Origin of the sequence: Blastococcus sp. URHD0036 (assembly GCF_000701365.1) — a bacterium.
In the GTDB taxonomy this organism is placed as follows: domain Bacteria; phylum Actinomycetota; class Actinomycetes; order Mycobacteriales; family Geodermatophilaceae; genus Trujillonella.
Window position 1 is genome coordinate 187,819 of sequence record NZ_JNIK01000011.1, and the last position, 15,741, is coordinate 203,559.

Sequence of the window (15,741 nt, forward strand, 5' to 3'; positions counted from 1 at the left end):
CGCGCGGCGCTCCCGCCTCCCCGCCCCTGTTCAGGCTCGTGCGGCACCATGGAGCGGTGTCCGACTCCCCGCCCCCCGGTCCGCGCCGCGGCGTGCTCCGCCGCAGGTCGGCGCGTGCGGTGAGCCCGACCCCGGACACCGCGCCCGTGCAGCGCCCGCGCGCGGCCACGCGCCCTCTGCCGACGGCCGACGCCGAGCACGTCACGGAGGTCCTGCCGCAGGCGCCCGGGCCGTACGTGCCCCCGCAGCCGCCGCCCGGGTACGGCGCCGGTCCCTACGGCCCGGTGCCGTACCCGGCGGGCCCGTACCCGCCGGGTGGCTATCCTCCGGGTGGCCATCCCCCGGCCGGTTATCCGCCACCGGGGGCGTACCCGGCGCCCTACCCCCCGGGCAGCTACCCGCCCGGGCCGTACCAGCAGCCGGGCCCGTACCAGCCGGGTCCGCCCGCCTCGTGGTACCCGGGTCAGCAGCCGCCGGCCTGGCCGGAGCCCGGCCCCGACGAGGCGGCCGAGACCACCGTCCTGGCGACCGACCAGCCCGACGGGCAGACCCAGCCGGCCGCCGCGCTCCCGCCAGGGCAGCGGCCGACGGTGACGCGGGTGGCGGTGGCCCGCTCCCGTGAGCTGACCGGCGCCGCCGTGGCCAGGGTCAAGGCCGCCAGCCGGGCCGACGGCGCCGCGGAGAGCGGTCTCACCCAGCTGCTGTGGACCAACGCCCTGCACGCCGCCGGGGACGCGATGATCGCCGTCTCGCTGGCCGGCACGCTGTTCTTCGCCGCGACCAGCGACGCCCAGCGCAGCAACGTGGCCCTGTACCTGCTGGTGACCATGGCCCCGTTCGCGGTGGTCGCTCCCGTCATCGGGCCCCTGCTGGACCGGATGCAGCGCGGACGGCGGTGGGCGATGGGCGGCGCGTCGCTGGGCCGCGCCGTCCTGGCGCTGGTCATGGCGGCCCACTACGACGACCTCTACCTCTATCCGGCCGCGCTCGGCGTCCTGGTGCTGTCCAAGGCGCACAACGTGCTGCGCGCCGCCGTCCTGCCGCGGGTGCTGCCCTCGGCGATGTCGCTGACCAGCGCGAACGCCCGGACGTCGGTGTTCGGCCTGCTCACCTCGGCGGTGTTCGGGGGGATCGCCGCGGGGCTGGCGTGGGCCTTCGGCTTCCGCCCGGAGCTCTGGGCCACCGCGATCGTCTTCGCCGTCGCCGGGGTGCTGGCCATCCGGCTGCCGGCGCACGTCGACGTGCCGGCCGGCGAGCAGCCCGCCGACGTCCTGACGACCTCCCCCCAGGAGACGGTGGGCAAGCGGCGGCGCCAGGTCAGCCCGCACGTCGTCGTGGCGCTGCGGGCGAACTCCGCCCTGCGTGGGCTGGCCGGCTTCCTCACGATCTTCTCCGCGTTCCTGGTGCAGGCCACGGCCACCGGCTGGGAGGCGACCGTGGCCCTCGGCGGCATCGCCGCGGCGGCCGGGGTCGGCAGCGTGCTGGGCACCGCGGTCGGGTCCCGGCTGCACACGGTCAGCCCCGACCAGATGGTGCTCGTCTCGGCCGGCGTGGCCGCCGGCATCACCGTGGTGGCCGCGGTCTTCTTCAGCTTCTGGACGGCGGCGCTGGTGGCCGGGGTCTCCGCGATCGCGAACGCCCTCGGCAAGGTGTCGCTGGACGCGATCATCCAGCGCGAGGTGCCCGACTCCCTGCGCGCCTCGGCCTTCGCCCGCTCGGAGACCATGCTGCAGCTGGCCTGGGTGGTGGGCGGCGCGCTCGGCATCGCCCTGCCGCCCACCGGCTGGCTCGGCTTCACCGTGGCGGCGGCGCTGCTCGTGCTGGCCGTCGGCGTCGTCCTGTGGGGACGGGAACGGCAGCGGCGCACCCCGCCGGCCGAGCAGTGGGCCTCGTGAGGCCCACCGCCACGGCGACCGCGGCCGCACTGCTGGTCCTGCTCACCGGCTGCGGGGAGGACGAGCCCGAGGGGCCGCCGTCGGTCCAGGTGACCGTGGGACCGCAGGACGTGAGCGTGCAGCCGGTCCAGTACTGCGAGGACGGCGAGGGACAGCGGTACACCTCGGTGCAGCCGCCGATCATCGAGGTGTCCGCGGACGCGCCGATCTCGCTCAGCGTCCCCGACGCGGTGGCCGAGCGCGGATGGAGCGTCCAGGTCTTCGACGACCAGCTCGAGGAGCAGCTCGGCGAGGTCGAGGTCGAGGCGGGCAGCACGACGTTCGACGACATCACCAGCTCCGACGTCGTCCCCGCCGCGTTCTACCTCGTCGTCGTCGAGGACAAGGGCACCGACTGCGGCGAGTTCTCCGGCGCCTGGCCGATCGGCTTCATCCGCGCCGAGTAGGGCCAGGGCCGGCAGCCCGCCTCAGTGCTCGAGGTCGGTGGCCACCGCCCGCAGCACGGTGCCGACCTTGCGGGCGTGCGAGCGGTCGGGGTGCCGGCCGTGGCGCAGCCCCTCGGAGACGTCGTCCAGCAGCTTGATGAGGTCCTCGATGATCGGCACGAGCTCGTCGGGGGTCTTGCGGTTGGCCGCGGCGTGCGCGGCGGTGACCGACGGGAGCGGGTCCAGGACGCGCACCTGCAGGGCCTGGTCGCCACGGCGACCGGCCACGATGCCGAACTCCACGCGCTGACCGGGCTTGAGCTCCTCGGTGCCCGCGGGGAGTGCGTCCTTGTGCACGAAGACGTCGGGACCGTCCTCGCGGGAGAGGAAACCGAATCCCTTCTCCGGGTTGAACCACTTCACTCTGCCGGTGGGCACGTCGATCCCTCAGTCACGTCGCGGTCGGTCCGGCGGGCTGCCGGCGGGCGGCGCGGAGCCCCCGGTGATCAGGTTAGTCGGGGTCGCCCCGCACCGGAGACCGCATTCGCCGGCGCCGGGCCGGGTGCCGGCTCAGGCGCCGGTGGTGACCGTCATCCGGCTGATCCGCCGGGCGTTCCAGTGCTGCGGGTCGTACTCGACCTCGCCCTCCAGCCGCGCGGTGTCCCCGAAGCGGCGGCGGAACTCGTCGAGCATCAGCCGGCCCTGCACCTTGACCAGGTTCAGCCCGATGCACAGGTGCGGACCGGCACCGAAGACGAGGTTCCCGGCGTGGTTGCGGGTGATGTCGAAGCGCAGCGGCTCGGGCCACTTCTTCGGGTCCACCCAGGCGGGCCCGAGCATGAAGTGGACGAACTCGCCCTTGGGCAGGACCTGCCCGGCGATCTCGACGTCCTCGCGGGGGAAGCGCGGGATGGCGCCGAGCTTCCCCATCGAGCCCCAGCGCAGCGCCTCGATGACCGCCGCCTCGTGCAGGTCCGGCCGCTCGCCGAGCAGCTGCCACTGATCGGGGTGGGTCAGGAAGGCGAGCAGGGCCATCGTGTGCAGGTCGACGGCGGTGTCGGCCCCGGCCGAGATGAGGGAGATCAGCAGCGCGACGATCTCGAGGTCGTGCAGCCGCTCGCCGTCGATCTCGGTGTCGATGAGCGTGCCGATGAAGTCGTCGGTGTGGCCGCCGCTGCGGGCCTCCCGCACCGTGTCGATGAGGTACTGCAGGCCGGGGATCGTGCCCTGCTGGAACTCGGCCCGCTCCTCCGCCGAGTACAGCGGGTTCGCGGCGCGCACGAGGTTCCAGCCGAGGCCGTGCTCGAACAGGGTGTCGGCGTCGGAGGGGACGCCGACCATGCGCGCGATGGCCCGGATCGGGACCTTGGCGGCGATGTCGTCGGCGACGTCGAAGCGGCGCGGGTCGGGGATCTCGTCGAAGACGCCGACGATGGAGTCCCTGATCCGGACCTCGATGACGTCCATCACCCGGCGGGAGAAGGCCGGCGCCGTCAGCCGCCGCAGCCGCATGTGGCCGGCCGCGTCCTGCATCTGTAGGTGGTACTGCATCACCTCGTTGTAGAGGGTCCACTCGGACCGCGGCTTGGGCGGCGGCGCGTGCTTGTAGTCGCCGAAGTTGGTGCTGAAGCGGGGACTCTTCATCACCTCCGCGGCCAGGTCGTGCGGCGAGACCATCCAGCACTGCAGGTCGCGGTGCCAGGCGACGGGGAACTCGTTCAGCAAGCGGTCCCAGGTCGGCCACGGGTCGCGGGCGAAGTCCATCGAGTACGGGTTGTAGACGGAGAAGTCGATCTCGGCCCGGGTGGTACTCGTCGCCGTCACGGTCACGGGGGGTCCCCTCGCCAGTCGCCGCACAGCGCTCCCGGGAGCTCCCGACCGGACACGCCGCCGACCACATAGTGGTTGGTATGTGACCGGCATCATGCTCGCTGAGCGCCGTTCAGTTCAAGAGGCCGGCTGCTCCACGATCCCGAGCCGGCCCAGCAGGACGAGGAAGACGACGGCGAAGTCGTTGCCCGCCGTGTCCCGCCGGACCTGGTCCCAGTCGACCTGCTCGCGCAGCGCGCGGGCGACCGGGAGCATCCGGGCGAAGTCGCAGTAGTGCTCGTCCAGCGCCATCAGCTTGGTGACGACGATGTCGGTCGCGGCGAGGACCGGCATGTGCACCGAGAGCACCGGCCTGTCCTCGGCCCGCTCGATGAGGTCGGTCTCCACCGGGCTGCCGCAGACCCGCCACAGCACGTCGACGAACGAGTTGCCCTGCACGACCTTGGTCAGCCAGTCCTCCGCGGGGTCGGCCACCTCGAGGCCCGCCTCCGCCAGCACCTTCGCCGCCCGGTCGGCCTCGGCGGCCGGCACCAGGAAGTCGGCGTCGTGGTCGGGCTCCGGGGCGCCGCGGACCCAGGCGGCGTAGCCGCCGCAGAGCGCGAAGGGCACGCCGCCCTCCTTCAGGGCAACGGCGGTGCGCTTCAGCAGGTCGCGGATCTCGTCACGGTCGTCGGGCTGCACCGCAGGCTGCTACCCGCTCGCGTCTGCCCCACGCACGGCATGGACCGCCCGCATCGGGGCATGGGGAGCACCGTGCGCATCGCGACGTTCAACATCCTGCACGGCCGCTCGCTCGCCGACGGCCGCGTCGACTGCGACCGCCTGGCGGCCGCGGTCAAGGCGCTGGACGCCGACGTCCTCGGCCTGCAGGAGGTCGACCGGGACCAGCCGCGCTCGATGAACGCCGACCTCACCGCGGTCGCCGCCGAGGCCATGGGCGCCGTCGACTCCCAGTTCGTGGCGGCGCTGTCCGGCACGCCCGGCGGCACCTGGATGGCGGCCACCGGAGAGGAGCAGCCGGGGTCGGCGAGCTACGGCATCGCGCTGCTGTCGCGGCTGCCGGTCGTGTCCTGGCGGGTGGTCCGGCTGCCGGCGCTGCCCTCCCGGGTGCCGGTGTGGTTCCGCGGCGACCGCCGGCCGAAGATCGTCGGCGACGAGCCGCGGGTGGCCGTGGCCGCCGTCGTGGAGGGGCCGCACGGCCACCTCACCGTCGCGAACACCCACCTGTCGTTCGTGCCCGGGTGGAACGTGTTCCAGCTCCGCCGGCTGATGCGCTCGCTGACCGGCACCCGCGAACCGCTCGTGGTGATGGGCGACCTGAACATGGAGCCGCGGCAGGCCGTCCGGGTGAGCGGGCTGCGGCCGCTGGGCTCGGCCGCAACCTTCCCGGTGGAGGAACCGACCCGGCAGCTGGACCACGTCCTGGCGCGCGGACCGGTCAGCGCCGACGGGCCGGCCGAGGCGGTCCGGCTGCCGTTGTCCGACCACCGGGCCCTCGCGGTCGACTGCCGGGTGGGCTGACCCGGTCCGACGGGTCGCGCGGGGGTGTGACCTGCGCGATCATCGGGGCATGGCCGCCCGAGCGCTCAACGTCGTCGCCACCGTGGTGCGGGTGGTCTGCTCCGCCATCGGTGCGGTCATCCTGCTGTACGCGATCTTCGTCTTCTTCGAGGCGAACCCGGCGAACGGCATCGTCGAGTTCACGCGGAACATCCGCGAGGACTTCGGCGGCTTCACGACGGACCTGTTCACGCCCGAGGACCTGAAGCTCCGCGAGACGATCAACGCCGCGATCGCGGCGCTGGTCTGGGTCGTCGTCGGGACGACGCTGTCGAAGCTGCTCGTCCGGCTGGCGCCGGCCCCCAAGGCGAAGGCCGGCTGACCAGCCGCTGCCCTCAGCGCTTCCGGCGGGGCGACTCCCCGGCCTGCAGGCCGGCCCGGTTGGGCTTGTCGGTCGGGTGCGCGTACCGCAGCCGCTCCGGCGGCAGCGGGAAGCTGTGGTCCTCGCCGAACGGCGACAGGGCACCGGCCAGCTCGCTGATGAGCTCGGTCACCGGCGGACCGTCCCCCTCCGACTGCCCCCAGGTGGGCTCGACCAGGTGCGCCTTCTTGGGGTCTCGCTTCGCCATGTCGCCTCCGAGGTCCGTTGCGCACGCGGTGCGCTCTCGCCGTCATCCTCCCCGACCCGCTGCCGCGGAGCGCGCGCGACACCGGCGCGGGCGGTTCAGCGGCGGCCTCGGGGCTCCCGGGCCCCCAGCAGGGTGCCCAGCCCGTCGGCGGTGAACACCCACTCCCCGCCGCCCACGGGGACGGCCCGGACGGCGCCGCCGTCGAGGCCCTGCACCAGCCGCGCACGCCAGAGCGTCGTGGTCTCCAGCTGCAGGCGCACGGCCTCCGGCTCGTCGGGCCCGCCGTGCTCGAACGACAGCACCGCGGGGCCGGCGGCCCGCAGCACGCCGTGCACCCACGGCGTCGCGGCCATCGCCAGCGCCCACCGGCGGGCGCGCAGCAGGGAACCGACCCCGATGGCGACGGCGACCGGTGCGACGAAGAGCAGCCCCACCACCGCGAGCCCCATGACCGGCACCCGGCGGCCGGTCTCGTCGGCGACCGCCGCGGCGGCGACCCCACCCAGCACGGCGACCACCCCGGCGACCGCGCCGCCGGCCACCCAGCGCAGGGCGCCGCCCCGGTAGGCGGTGAGCGCGGCGGTCGTCGCGGGGTCGTCGGCGGCCGGCTGCACGCGGCCATCGTCGCAGGCGCCGTACCGTGGTCCGGATGTCCGTCGAACTCCCCGCCACCCTGGCCGGCTGGCTGCGCACCCGCAGCGACGCCCAGGTGGCCGCCCTGCTGGCGGCCCGGCCCGATGTCGCGCGCCCCGCGCCGTCGGACGTCGTGGCCCTCGCCAGCCGGCTCGCCGTCCCGGTGTCGGTGGACCGCGCCCTCGACGAGCTCGACGCGGCCACGCTCCAGGTGCTCGACGTCGTCCTGCTCGCCCCGACCGACGGCGTGGAGGCCGCGGAGCTGTTCGGCGCGCTGCCCGAGGTGCCGGAGGAGGTGCTGACCGGGGCGATCGAGGCGCTGAGGGCCCGTGCCGTGCTGTGGGGGGACGACGTGCTGCACGCCCCCGACCCGGTGCGCCGCGCCGTCCGGCACCCCGCCGGGCTCGGCCGGCGGGCGTCAGAGCTCCGACTGGTGCTCCCGGCCGACCTCGCGGCCGCGATCGGCGAGCTGCCGGCCGACGAGCGCGACGTCCTCGAGCGGCTGTCGGGAGGCCGGCCGGTCGGGCACCTCCCCGACAACGCCGGCGGTCCGGCGACCCCCGCCCGGCGGTTGCTGCAGCGCGGCCTGCTCGCCCGCATCGACGCGCTGAACGTCGAGCTGCCCCGGGAGGTGGGGCTGATGCTGCGCGGCGACCGGCCCTATGGCCCGCCACGGGTGCGTCCCGAGCCCCAGGTCGTGACCTCGGACCCGGCGATGCTGGACCGGCGGGCGGCCGGGGCGGCCCTCGAGGCGGTGGGTCGCATCGGCGAGCTGCTGACCCTGCTCGAGGAGGAGCCGGCCGGACTGCTCCGCAGCGGCGGGGTCGCCGTCCGGGACCAGAAGCGGATCGCCCGCGCCCTGCATGTGGACGAGGCCGACGCCGGCTGGCTGCTCGAGCTGGCGCACGCGGCCGGGCTGCTCGACGTCGGCGGCCCGCACCGCGACGAGTGGCTGCCCACCCGCGCCTACGACGTGTGGCGCGAGCAGGACCTGGCCGACCGGTGGGCGACGCTGGTGGGCGGCTGGCTGGAGAGCGCGCGGATCCCGTCGCTGGTCGGGCAGCGCGACGTCGCCGGCAAGGCGGTCAACGCCCTCTCCCCCGACCTCGTCCGGCACACCGCGGCCGGCATCCGGCGCGGTGCGCTGGCCGCGCTCGGCGAGTACCCGCCCGGCTCGGGGCTCGCCCCGGACGAGCTGGTGGAGCTGCTGCGCTGGCGCACGCCGCGGCGCGCGGACCGGCTCACGCCGGTGCCCGCGATGCTCGACGAGGCGAGCCGGCTGGGCGTGCTCGTGGGCGGGGTCCTGTCGACCGGCGGCCGGGGGCTGCTGACCGCCGGCGAGGACGGCGCCGCCGACGGCATGCGCGGCCTGCTGCCCGAGCCGGTCGACCACGTGCTGGCCCAGCCCGACCTCTCGCTCGTGGCGCCCGGGCCGCTGGTGGCGGAGCTGGCCGACACCCTCGCCGTCGTCGCCGACGTCGAGTCCTCGGGCGGCGCGACGGTCTTCCGCGTCTCGGAGTCCAGCGTCCGCCGCGCCCTCGACTCCGGCTGGTCGGCCACCGACCTGCACGAGTTCTTCGGCCGCGCCTCCCGGACGCCGGTGCCGCAGGCGCTGACGTACCTGGTGGACGACGTCGCCCGCCAGCACGGCCGGCTGCGGGTTGGGTCCATCGAGAGCTACGTGCGCTCCGACGACCACGGGCTGCTGTCGCAGGTCCTCAACGACCGGCGGACCGCCAACGCCGAGCTGCGCCGCCTCGCTCCCGGCGTGCTGGTCAGCGGGCTCGGCGCCGACGAGGTCCTCTCCGTGCTGCGCGATGCGGGGTACGCCCCCGCGGGCGAGTCCTCCGGGGGCGCCGTCCTCACCCGGCCCCCGGCCCGGCCGCGCGCCCTCGGCCGGAAGGCGACGACGTCCACCACTGCCGCACCCCGGCCGCTGACCGAGGCCGAGCTGGCCGCGACCGTCCGGGAGATCCGGGCCGGCGACGCGGCGCTGTCGGCCCGCCGCGGGGAGGCCGTGCGGCAGGTGCCCGGCGTGACCACCGCCGGCACCCTCGAGCTGCTGTCGCGTGCCATCCGCGTGGGCATCCCGGTGTGGCTGGGCTACGTCGACGCCCAGGGCAGCGGCAGCCAGCGTGTGGTGCAGCCGGTGTCGCTCGGTGGGGGGTTCCTGCAGGCGTTCGACGAGGGCCGGGGCGAGACCCGCACCTTCGCCGTCCACCGGATCACCTCGGTGGCGCTGGTCGACGACGACGCCCCCGCACCCACCTGAGCGGTGGGCTCACCCCTCGTCGTCGTCGAAGGTGATCACGAGGGTGCTCCGGTAGGCCTCGCCGGGCGGGGACGGCGGCGGGTCGACCGGGACCGTGTCCGCCGCCCAGACCCGAACCGCCCGCCAGGTGTAGCCGTCCTGCCGCGCCGCCTCGTGCTCCAGCAGCACCCGGTCGCCGGCGGACAGCGTCCGGTACCCGTCGGCGGCGACGGCCGAGAAGTGCGCCCAGCAGCCGCCGGGCGTCGACGGGCTGTCGAGCACGCCCCAGCCGTCCTCGTCGTGCCACTCGCGCACCACCGCGTCGACCGCCATGCGAGCAGGGTGTCAGCCGGCGACGCGGAAGGGGATGTCGCCGCCGGGCGTTACCTTGGGTAGTCCGGCGCGACCGCTGCGCCGCAATCCCCCAGCGAAGGACTGCCCCGCGTGAGTGACGGCCCCCTGATCGTCCAGTCGGACAAGACCCTCCTGCTGGAGGTCGACCACCCGCTGAGCAAGGAGTGCCGGGCGGCGATCGCGCCGTTCGCGGAGCTGGAGCGCTCCCCCGAGCACGTGCACACCTACCGGGTGACGCCGCTCGCGCTGTGGAACGCCCGCGCCGCCGGCCACGACGCCGAGCAGGTCGTCGACGCGCTGGTCCGCTACTCGCGCTATCCCGTGCCGCACGCGCTCCTGGTCGACGTCGCCGACACGATGGACCGCTTCGGCCGGCTCACCCTCGCGAACAACCCGGTGCACGGGCTGGTGCTCACCACCACCGACCGCGCGGTGCTCGAGGAGGTCATCCGCTCCAAGCGGGTGGCGCCGATGATCGGCGCGCGGATCGACGGGGACTCCGTCGTCGTCCACCCCTCCGAGCGCGGCCGGCTCAAGCAGGCGCTGCTCAAGGTCGGCTGGCCGGCCGAGGACCTCGCCGGCTACGTCGACGGCCAGGCGCACCCGATCGAGCTCGACCAGTCGAACTGGCACCTGCGCGACTACCAGCAGGAGGCCGTCGAGGGCTTCTGGGCCGGTGGCTCCGGCGTCGTCGTCCTCCCCTGTGGCGCGGGCAAGACGCTGGTCGGCGCCGCGGCGATGGCCGAGGCGAAGGCGACCACGCTGATCCTGGTGACCAACACGGTCGCCGGGCGGCAGTGGAAGCGCGAGCTCATCGCCCGCACCTCCCTGACCGAGGAGGAGATCGGCGAGTACTCCGGCGAGCGCAAGGAGATCCGCCCGGTCACCATCGCGACCTACCAGGTGATCACCACCCGCCGGAAGGGCGAGTACCGGCACCTGGACCTGTTCGACGCCCAGGACTGGGGCCTCATCGTCTACGACGAGGTGCACCTGCTCCCGGCGCCGATCTTCCGGCTGACCGCCGACCTGCAGTCCCGCCGCCGGCTCGGGCTGACGGCGACGCTGGTCCGCGAGGACGGCCGGGAGGACGACGTCTTCTCCCTCATCGGCCCGAAGCGCTACGACGCCCCGTGGCGCGACATCGAGGCGCAGGGCTACATCGCGCCGGCCGAGTGCATCGAGGTGCGGGTCTCTCTCGACGACGAGGAGCGGATGACCTATGCCGTCGCCGAGCCCGAGGAGCGGTACCGGATCGCGGCGACGGCGACGTCGAAGCTGCCGGTGATCCGCCGGGTGCTGGACCGGCACCCCGAGGAGCAGAAGCTCGTCATCGGCGCCTACCTCGACCAGCTCGAGGAGCTCGGCCGCGCGCTCGACGCACCGGTCATCCAGGGGTCGACGACCAACAAGGAGCGCGAACGGCTGTTCGACGCGTTCCGCACCGGCGAGATCAAGACGCTCGTCGTCTCCAAGGTCGCCAACTTCTCCATCGACCTGCCCGAGGCCGCGGTCGCGGTGCAGGTGTCGGGGACGTTCGGCTCCCGGCAGGAGGAGGCCCAGCGGCTCGGGCGGGTGCTGCGTCCCAAGGCCGACGGCCGCCAGGCGCACTTCTACACGGTGGTCAGCCGCGACACCCTCGACAGCGAGTACGCCGCCCACCGGCAGCGCTTCCTCGCCGAGCAGGGCTACGCGTACACGATCGTCGACGCCGACGACCTGGCCGGCCCCGGCGAGGTCAACGGCCCCGACTGGGTGGACGAGCCCGCCGACTGAGGGATTACCCCGCTCGCCGGCGCCTTCGTGTTCCGGGATCGGCTGTCCGGTCGAGGGTGACGCCCGCCCCGACGGTGCGCGCAGAGGTGCAGCGCTGACGGCTCTGGCTGCACCTCCGCGCACGGTCGGCCGGGAACCCGGTGGACGGCCGCACCGGTCGGGTGGTGGGGTCGAGGACGTGACGACCGCCGACCCCGTGGACCTGTTGGTGCTGCCCGAGGGGCTCACCGCCCGTCGTCCCACCGAGGCCGACCACGCTCGCGTGCAGGCCACGCTCGGCGACTGGTGGGGACATCTGGGCGGGGAGTTCGGCGACCTGCAGCGGGCACTGCTCCTCCCCCGGCTGTTCTTCCAGCACTTCACCGCCACCAGCACGCTGGTGGAGGACGGCGACGGGCGGGTGACCGGCTTCCTCGTCGGCTTCCTCTCCCCCGACCGGCCGGTCGCCTACATCCACTTCGTCGGCGTCGACCCGGCCACCCGGGGCAGCGGACTCGGCCGGCGGCTGTATGAGGCCTTCTTCGCTGCGGCGGCCCAGTGGGGCGCCCGGGAGGTCCGCTGCATCACCGGCCCGGCCAACCTCGCCTCGGTGGCCTTCCACACCCAGATGGGGTTCACCCTGGAACCGGGCGACCGCGAGGAGGACGGCGTCCCGGTGCACTCCGACTACGACGGCCCCGGCCTCGACCGAGTCAGCTTCATCCGCCCGCTCCCCTAACGCAACCACGGATGCCCCATGGCCTCCTGGCACGCCCCCTAATCACCGACGACTCGACGGATTGCGACGGCCGCGTGTGCTGATTCCTTTCCACGCCGCCCGCCAGTCGCGACACACTCCGGACTACGAGCGCGCACCGTCGGCCTGATCTGACAAATGATTGGCAGGCTCAGCCGCTACCCCGAACGGACCCGGTGGCGCGTCACCTTCCTGCTTACGATGTGCCACGATGAGGACGTGCCTCTCCTGGACCAGTACCGCCGCAACCTGACGAGCGCCCGCGGAGCTCTGACTCGTGAACGCGCGACCGTCACTCAGGCGGAGCGCCGTGTGCGCGATAAGCGCGCCCAGCTCGCGCGCGCCCGAACCGACAGCTCCAAGGCTCAATACGGCCGCGATTTGGAGCGTCTACAAGCAGCGCTCGACAAGGCGGTCGAGGTCATGAGGAAGACCGAGAGCAAGATATCCGACCTGCAGGCAAAAATTGCCCGCGAGGAGGATAAGTTGCGAAAGACTGAGGCGCAGCAGGAGAAGCGCCGAGACGACGTTGCGCATCGCCGCGATCGACAGCTTAGTCAGCAATTGTCAAAGACTGGATCGGCGGTAGATGAGCTCAGTAGTCGAGTTGCGAACCTCGAAAGCGAGTTGCTGGACCGCGTACGAGAGGACGTCGCCGCCGACCCTGTTGGTCGCGAGCATGATGTCTTTCTTTCTCACGCCTCACCGGATACCGATGTTGCTCAAGAGCTATACGACGAGATGATGGCTCGAGATCTCGATGTTTGGTTCGACGGGGCGGAACTAAGGCTTGGCGAACCGCTTATGCGCCAGCTCGACCGTGGCATCGCTCGCTCACGCTGCGGCGTTCTACTCCTGACCGAGTCATTTTTGTCAGGTCGGTTCTGGGGCGAACGAGAAATGACGGCCTTGATCGGAAGCCGACGTCGCATAATCCCCATTCTCTTCGGCATTGGATTCGAAGACCTGGAGACCTATAGTCCGATACTCAGCACATTCGTTGGCCTAGACGGTGACCGTCATGGAATGTCCGAGGTGGCGGAGCAGATTGCTAACACTCTGCGCTAGCTTCCCGTACTGTCACACGGTGGAGGCGCGGATGCTTCGCTATTTCAACCACCAGTCCGGCTGCTGGCGCGCGTAAGCATGCATCTCATCAGAACCCTCGGCGGTGCGCAGGGCGGACCATGCCTGAAGACGGTCCGCAAGAAGGAACGACTCAATCAGTCGTTCCCAAGTATGAGTATGGGAGACGCTGTTCTCAAATACCAGCATTGGATACTCGATCCACTGCTGAAGGCGGCTCGCAATAAACTCGGCAAAGGCGCCGTCGGACTGAGAAAAGCCAGAGTCGTCCCGAAGGAAAGCGCGCGCATAGAGCGCTAGCTTCGCCAGATCTCGAGTCCTCGCATAACGATTCGCATGCGGGCCACTGTAAAGTCCTCGCGGCCTGACGTACGCTATTCCCTGACGATTGATCAACAATTTTTCGCCCACAGCTTTGCTGTTAAGGTCCTCGCTCTGGCTCAACACTCGCTCTACCAGTTCTGGCCGTAAGAGCTCGGCACTGGGTGAGCCAATCAGTGCTGCAACCAAATCCGGATTCAGGTTCTCAGTCTGCCTCTCCAGTTCCAATGGTTCGAGTGGCAATCCGAGAGAGAGGGCGAAGAAAGACTCATACCGACATGAGTCGCGCCCGCCGTCCTTTACGCCGCGCGCCAACATGGCCATCTCTCGGAATAGCGTGTCAACGGGAGGGATGGTCTTGGCTGATCGCAGCGACTGGACGCTAGTGAATGTCTGCCTGAGAGAAACGGCAGCGGGCAATCTGAGCCGAGCGCGCACTCCAAGGACCAAAATATCACCTGGGAATAGGTCTGCGGTCACGCTGTGAATCTCCCCGCGCAACGTGGGACTCAACTGCACGTTGCGATACGGAAGTTGCTTCGTCTCCTCCACGCCGTATTTGGCCATCGCCCTCGTGGCGAGGAGGTGAAAGCCATCTCGAGGGGCCAAGCTTAACGGAACCACCCACAATTGACGGGGGATGTCGTGTTGGCTAAAAAGGCCCTCGTGCGGCCGCGGTGATGAATAGCGCTCAAGCGCACGACTATTCGGCTGCAGACCACCCGCGGAGGTCGTTGCAAGCCAGGTAATCTCGACGGTAACGTCGCTTTTCTCTTCCATACGTGACGCGTCGGGGGTTCGAACCCCGTCCACAGCTCGAGGGCTGCGTCCGCTTCCACTGCGGCCGCGTCAGCCTCAGGGGCCGGACGTACGCGCGAGGTTAGCAACCCGCCGGAGCAGCGTTGGCCGGCTGTCAGGAGGCTGAGGCGTTGGCTTTGCCATGGGAACTGAGCACCCCGGTGAGCCGGGCCATCCCCTCGGCGATCTGCTCCGGGGTGTTGGTCGTGAACGACATCCGCAGCGTGGCCCGGTCCGGCGTCCCGGCGAAGAACGGCGCCCCGGGCACGAAGGCGACGTCGGCGGCGACGGCGTGGGGCAGCAGCTCCGCGGTGTCGACGTCCCCGGGCAACCGCACCCAGGTGAACATGCCGCCGTCCGGGTCGGTCCACGTGCTGCCGGCCGGCAGCGTCGACGGCATCGCGGCCATCATCGCGTCCCGCCGCTCGACGTAGGCCGCGTTCAGCCGGGCCACGTGCGCCTCCACGTCCGTCGCCGCCAGCCAGGCAGCGGCCGCGGCCTGGTCGACGGTGGAGGTGTGCAGGTCCGCGGCCTGCTTGGCCACGGTGAGCGCCGGCAGGACCGTCGACGGCGCCCGCAGCCAGCCGATCCGCAGGCCCGGCGCGGCCACCTTCGAGAAGCTGCCGAGATACAGGACCCGGTCCTCGCCGGCCGGCTCGGCCGCCAGCGGGCGCACCGCCGTGCCGCGGTAGCGGAGCTCGCCGTAGGGGTCGTCCTCGACCACCCACATCCCCGACGCCGCGGCGATCTCGGCGACGGCGGCCCGCCGCTGCGCGGGCAGCGTGCGTCCGGTCGGGTTCGCGAAGGTCGGCACCAGGTAGAGCAGGGCCGGCTGTTCCCGCGCGACGACGTCGGCCAGCGCGTCCGGGTCGATGCCGTTTTCGTCGGATCGCACCGGCACGATCCGCGCCCCGGCGAGGTGGAAGCACTGCAGGGCGGCGAGGTAGGTCGGCTCCTCGACGGCGACGACGGCCCCCGGGTCGAGCAGCGCGGTCGCCACCAGTGTCAGCGCCTGCTGGGAGCCGGTGGTGACGAGCAGGTCGCCGGCGGCCGTCGACAGCCCGCGTGCGGTCATCCGCTGCGCCACCAGGGCGCGCAGCTGCGGATCCCCCTCGGTCGGCGCGTACTGGAGGCTGCGGCGGGCCCGGTCGTCGGCCAGCGCCGAGTCGAACGCCGCGCGCAGCCCGGCGACGTCGAACAGCTCGGGGGCGGGCAGCCCGCCGGCGAAGGAGATGACCTCCGGCCGCTCGAGCAGGGCGAGCAGCTCGCGGACCGGGGAGCTGGCGACGTCACGCAGACGGGCGGCCAGCGCGGGCGTGGGGCGGGACGGGACGACGGCGGACACGGGTTGCTCCTGCAGGGCCTCGACGGAGGGGATGTCCGGCGCGGAGGGCGGGTGGTGTGCCGCGGGTCGACGCGCTCGGTCGGGCTGCCTGGTCGAGGAGCTCGCCTGCAGATTAGCCGCTCCGAGGTGCCCGCGGGCCCGGCCCGGTCCTAGTCTGCGGGG

Annotated in this window: 15 protein-coding genes and 1 pseudogene; 8 read left to right on the top strand and 8 right to left on the bottom strand. The window is 72.5% G+C overall.

Translation table 11 applies throughout. From position 1 onward, the window contains the following. Positions 1-119 precede the first annotated feature (119 nt). Entirely contained in the window at positions 120-1,895 is a 1,776-nt protein-coding gene (locus N555_RS25730; RefSeq protein WP_231502645.1) for an MFS transporter, read from the top strand. Beyond that, on the top strand, positions 1,892-2,341 hold the full coding sequence (locus N555_RS0107910; RefSeq protein WP_051683891.1) for a DUF2771 family protein: 450 nt from the start codon (positions 1,892-1,894) through the stop codon (positions 2,339-2,341). The genes N555_RS25730 and N555_RS0107910 overlap by 4 nt, the downstream gene beginning before the upstream one ends. A gap of 231 nt (positions 2,342-2,572) precedes the next feature. Here the strand turns inward: N555_RS0107910 and N555_RS28610 are convergent. From N555_RS28610 to N555_RS0107925, 3 genes and pseudogenes are all read right to left on the bottom strand, one after another. After that, positions 2,573-2,758 (bottom strand): annotated as a pseudogene (locus N555_RS28610) (cold-shock protein); the annotation flags it as partial. A 132-nt stretch (positions 2,759-2,890) separates the two neighbouring features. Next, positions 2,891-4,144, bottom strand: coding sequence for a cytochrome P450 (locus tag N555_RS0107920; RefSeq protein WP_081866104.1), 1,254 nt, complete (start codon positions 4,142-4,144; stop codon positions 2,891-2,893). Positions 4,145-4,267: 123 nt separating this feature from the next. Continuing rightward, complete coding sequence (locus N555_RS0107925) at positions 4,268-4,831, bottom strand: nucleotidyltransferase family protein (RefSeq protein ID WP_029430957.1); 564 nt, start codon at positions 4,829-4,831, stop codon at positions 4,268-4,270. Positions 4,832-4,891: 60 nt separating this feature from the next. Between N555_RS0107925 and N555_RS0107930 the strand changes: the two genes are divergently transcribed. Both N555_RS0107930 and N555_RS0107935 read left to right on the top strand, forming a co-directional pair. Continuing rightward, positions 4,892-5,671, top strand: coding sequence for an endonuclease/exonuclease/phosphatase family protein (locus tag N555_RS0107930; RefSeq protein ID WP_231502646.1), 780 nt, complete (start codon positions 4,892-4,894; stop codon positions 5,669-5,671). 49 nt (positions 5,672-5,720) lie between these two features. Continuing rightward, the gene (locus tag N555_RS0107935; RefSeq protein WP_051683840.1) at positions 5,721-6,032 is read left to right on the top strand and encodes a hypothetical protein; all 312 of its coding nucleotides are present in this window, start codon (positions 5,721-5,723) and stop codon (positions 6,030-6,032) included. Between the two features lie 13 nt (positions 6,033-6,045). On the opposite strand, the gene N555_RS0107940 is transcribed toward N555_RS0107935, so the two are convergent. Together N555_RS0107940 and N555_RS0107945 are read right to left on the bottom strand one after the other, a co-directional pair. Then, complete coding sequence (locus N555_RS0107940) at positions 6,046-6,279, bottom strand: hypothetical protein (RefSeq protein WP_029430960.1); 234 nt, start codon at positions 6,277-6,279, stop codon at positions 6,046-6,048. Between the two features lie 95 nt (positions 6,280-6,374). Continuing rightward, complete coding sequence (locus N555_RS0107945; RefSeq protein WP_029430961.1) at positions 6,375-6,893, bottom strand: hypothetical protein; 519 nt, start codon at positions 6,891-6,893, stop codon at positions 6,375-6,377. Positions 6,894-6,928: 35 nt separating this feature from the next. On the opposite strand from N555_RS0107945, the gene N555_RS0107950 reads away from it, so the two are divergent. Then, the gene (locus tag N555_RS0107950) at positions 6,929-9,184 is read left to right on the top strand and encodes a helicase C-terminal domain-containing protein (RefSeq protein WP_029430962.1); all 2,256 of its coding nucleotides are present in this window, start codon (positions 6,929-6,931) and stop codon (positions 9,182-9,184) included. A gap of 9 nt (positions 9,185-9,193) precedes the next feature. On the opposite strand, the gene N555_RS29070 is transcribed toward N555_RS0107950, so the two are convergent. Then, the gene (locus tag N555_RS29070) at positions 9,194-9,496 is read right to left on the bottom strand and encodes a cold-shock protein (protein WP_029430963.1); all 303 of its coding nucleotides are present in this window, start codon (positions 9,494-9,496) and stop codon (positions 9,194-9,196) included. Positions 9,497-9,607: 111 nt separating this feature from the next. On the opposite strand from N555_RS29070, the gene N555_RS0107960 reads away from it, so the two are divergent. The 3 genes from N555_RS0107960 to N555_RS0107970 all read left to right on the top strand — a co-directional run bounded on the left by N555_RS0107960 (position 9,608) and on the right by N555_RS0107970 (position 13,097). Beyond that, a complete protein-coding gene (locus N555_RS0107960) occupies positions 9,608-11,293 on the top strand; it encodes a DNA repair helicase XPB (RefSeq protein WP_029430964.1) in 1,686 nt (561 codons plus the stop codon). A gap of 178 nt (positions 11,294-11,471) precedes the next feature. Continuing rightward, on the top strand, positions 11,472-12,011 hold the full coding sequence (locus tag N555_RS0107965; protein WP_231502647.1) for a GNAT family N-acetyltransferase: 540 nt from the start codon (positions 11,472-11,474) through the stop codon (positions 12,009-12,011). 237 nt (positions 12,012-12,248) lie between these two features. Next, a complete protein-coding gene (locus N555_RS0107970; protein ID WP_197028931.1) occupies positions 12,249-13,097 on the top strand; it encodes a toll/interleukin-1 receptor domain-containing protein in 849 nt (282 codons plus the stop codon). Between the two features lie 39 nt (positions 13,098-13,136). Here the strand turns inward: N555_RS0107970 and N555_RS27840 are convergent, their stop codons facing one another. After that, complete coding sequence (locus N555_RS27840; RefSeq protein ID WP_156036256.1) at positions 13,137-14,003, bottom strand: hypothetical protein; 867 nt, start codon at positions 14,001-14,003, stop codon at positions 13,137-13,139. A gap of 346 nt (positions 14,004-14,349) precedes the next feature. Further along, positions 14,350-15,579, bottom strand: a complete 1,230-nt coding sequence (locus N555_RS0107975) for an aminotransferase-like domain-containing protein (protein WP_029430967.1) — start codon at positions 15,577-15,579, stop codon at positions 14,350-14,352. Between the last annotated feature and the right edge of the window lie 162 nt (positions 15,580-15,741).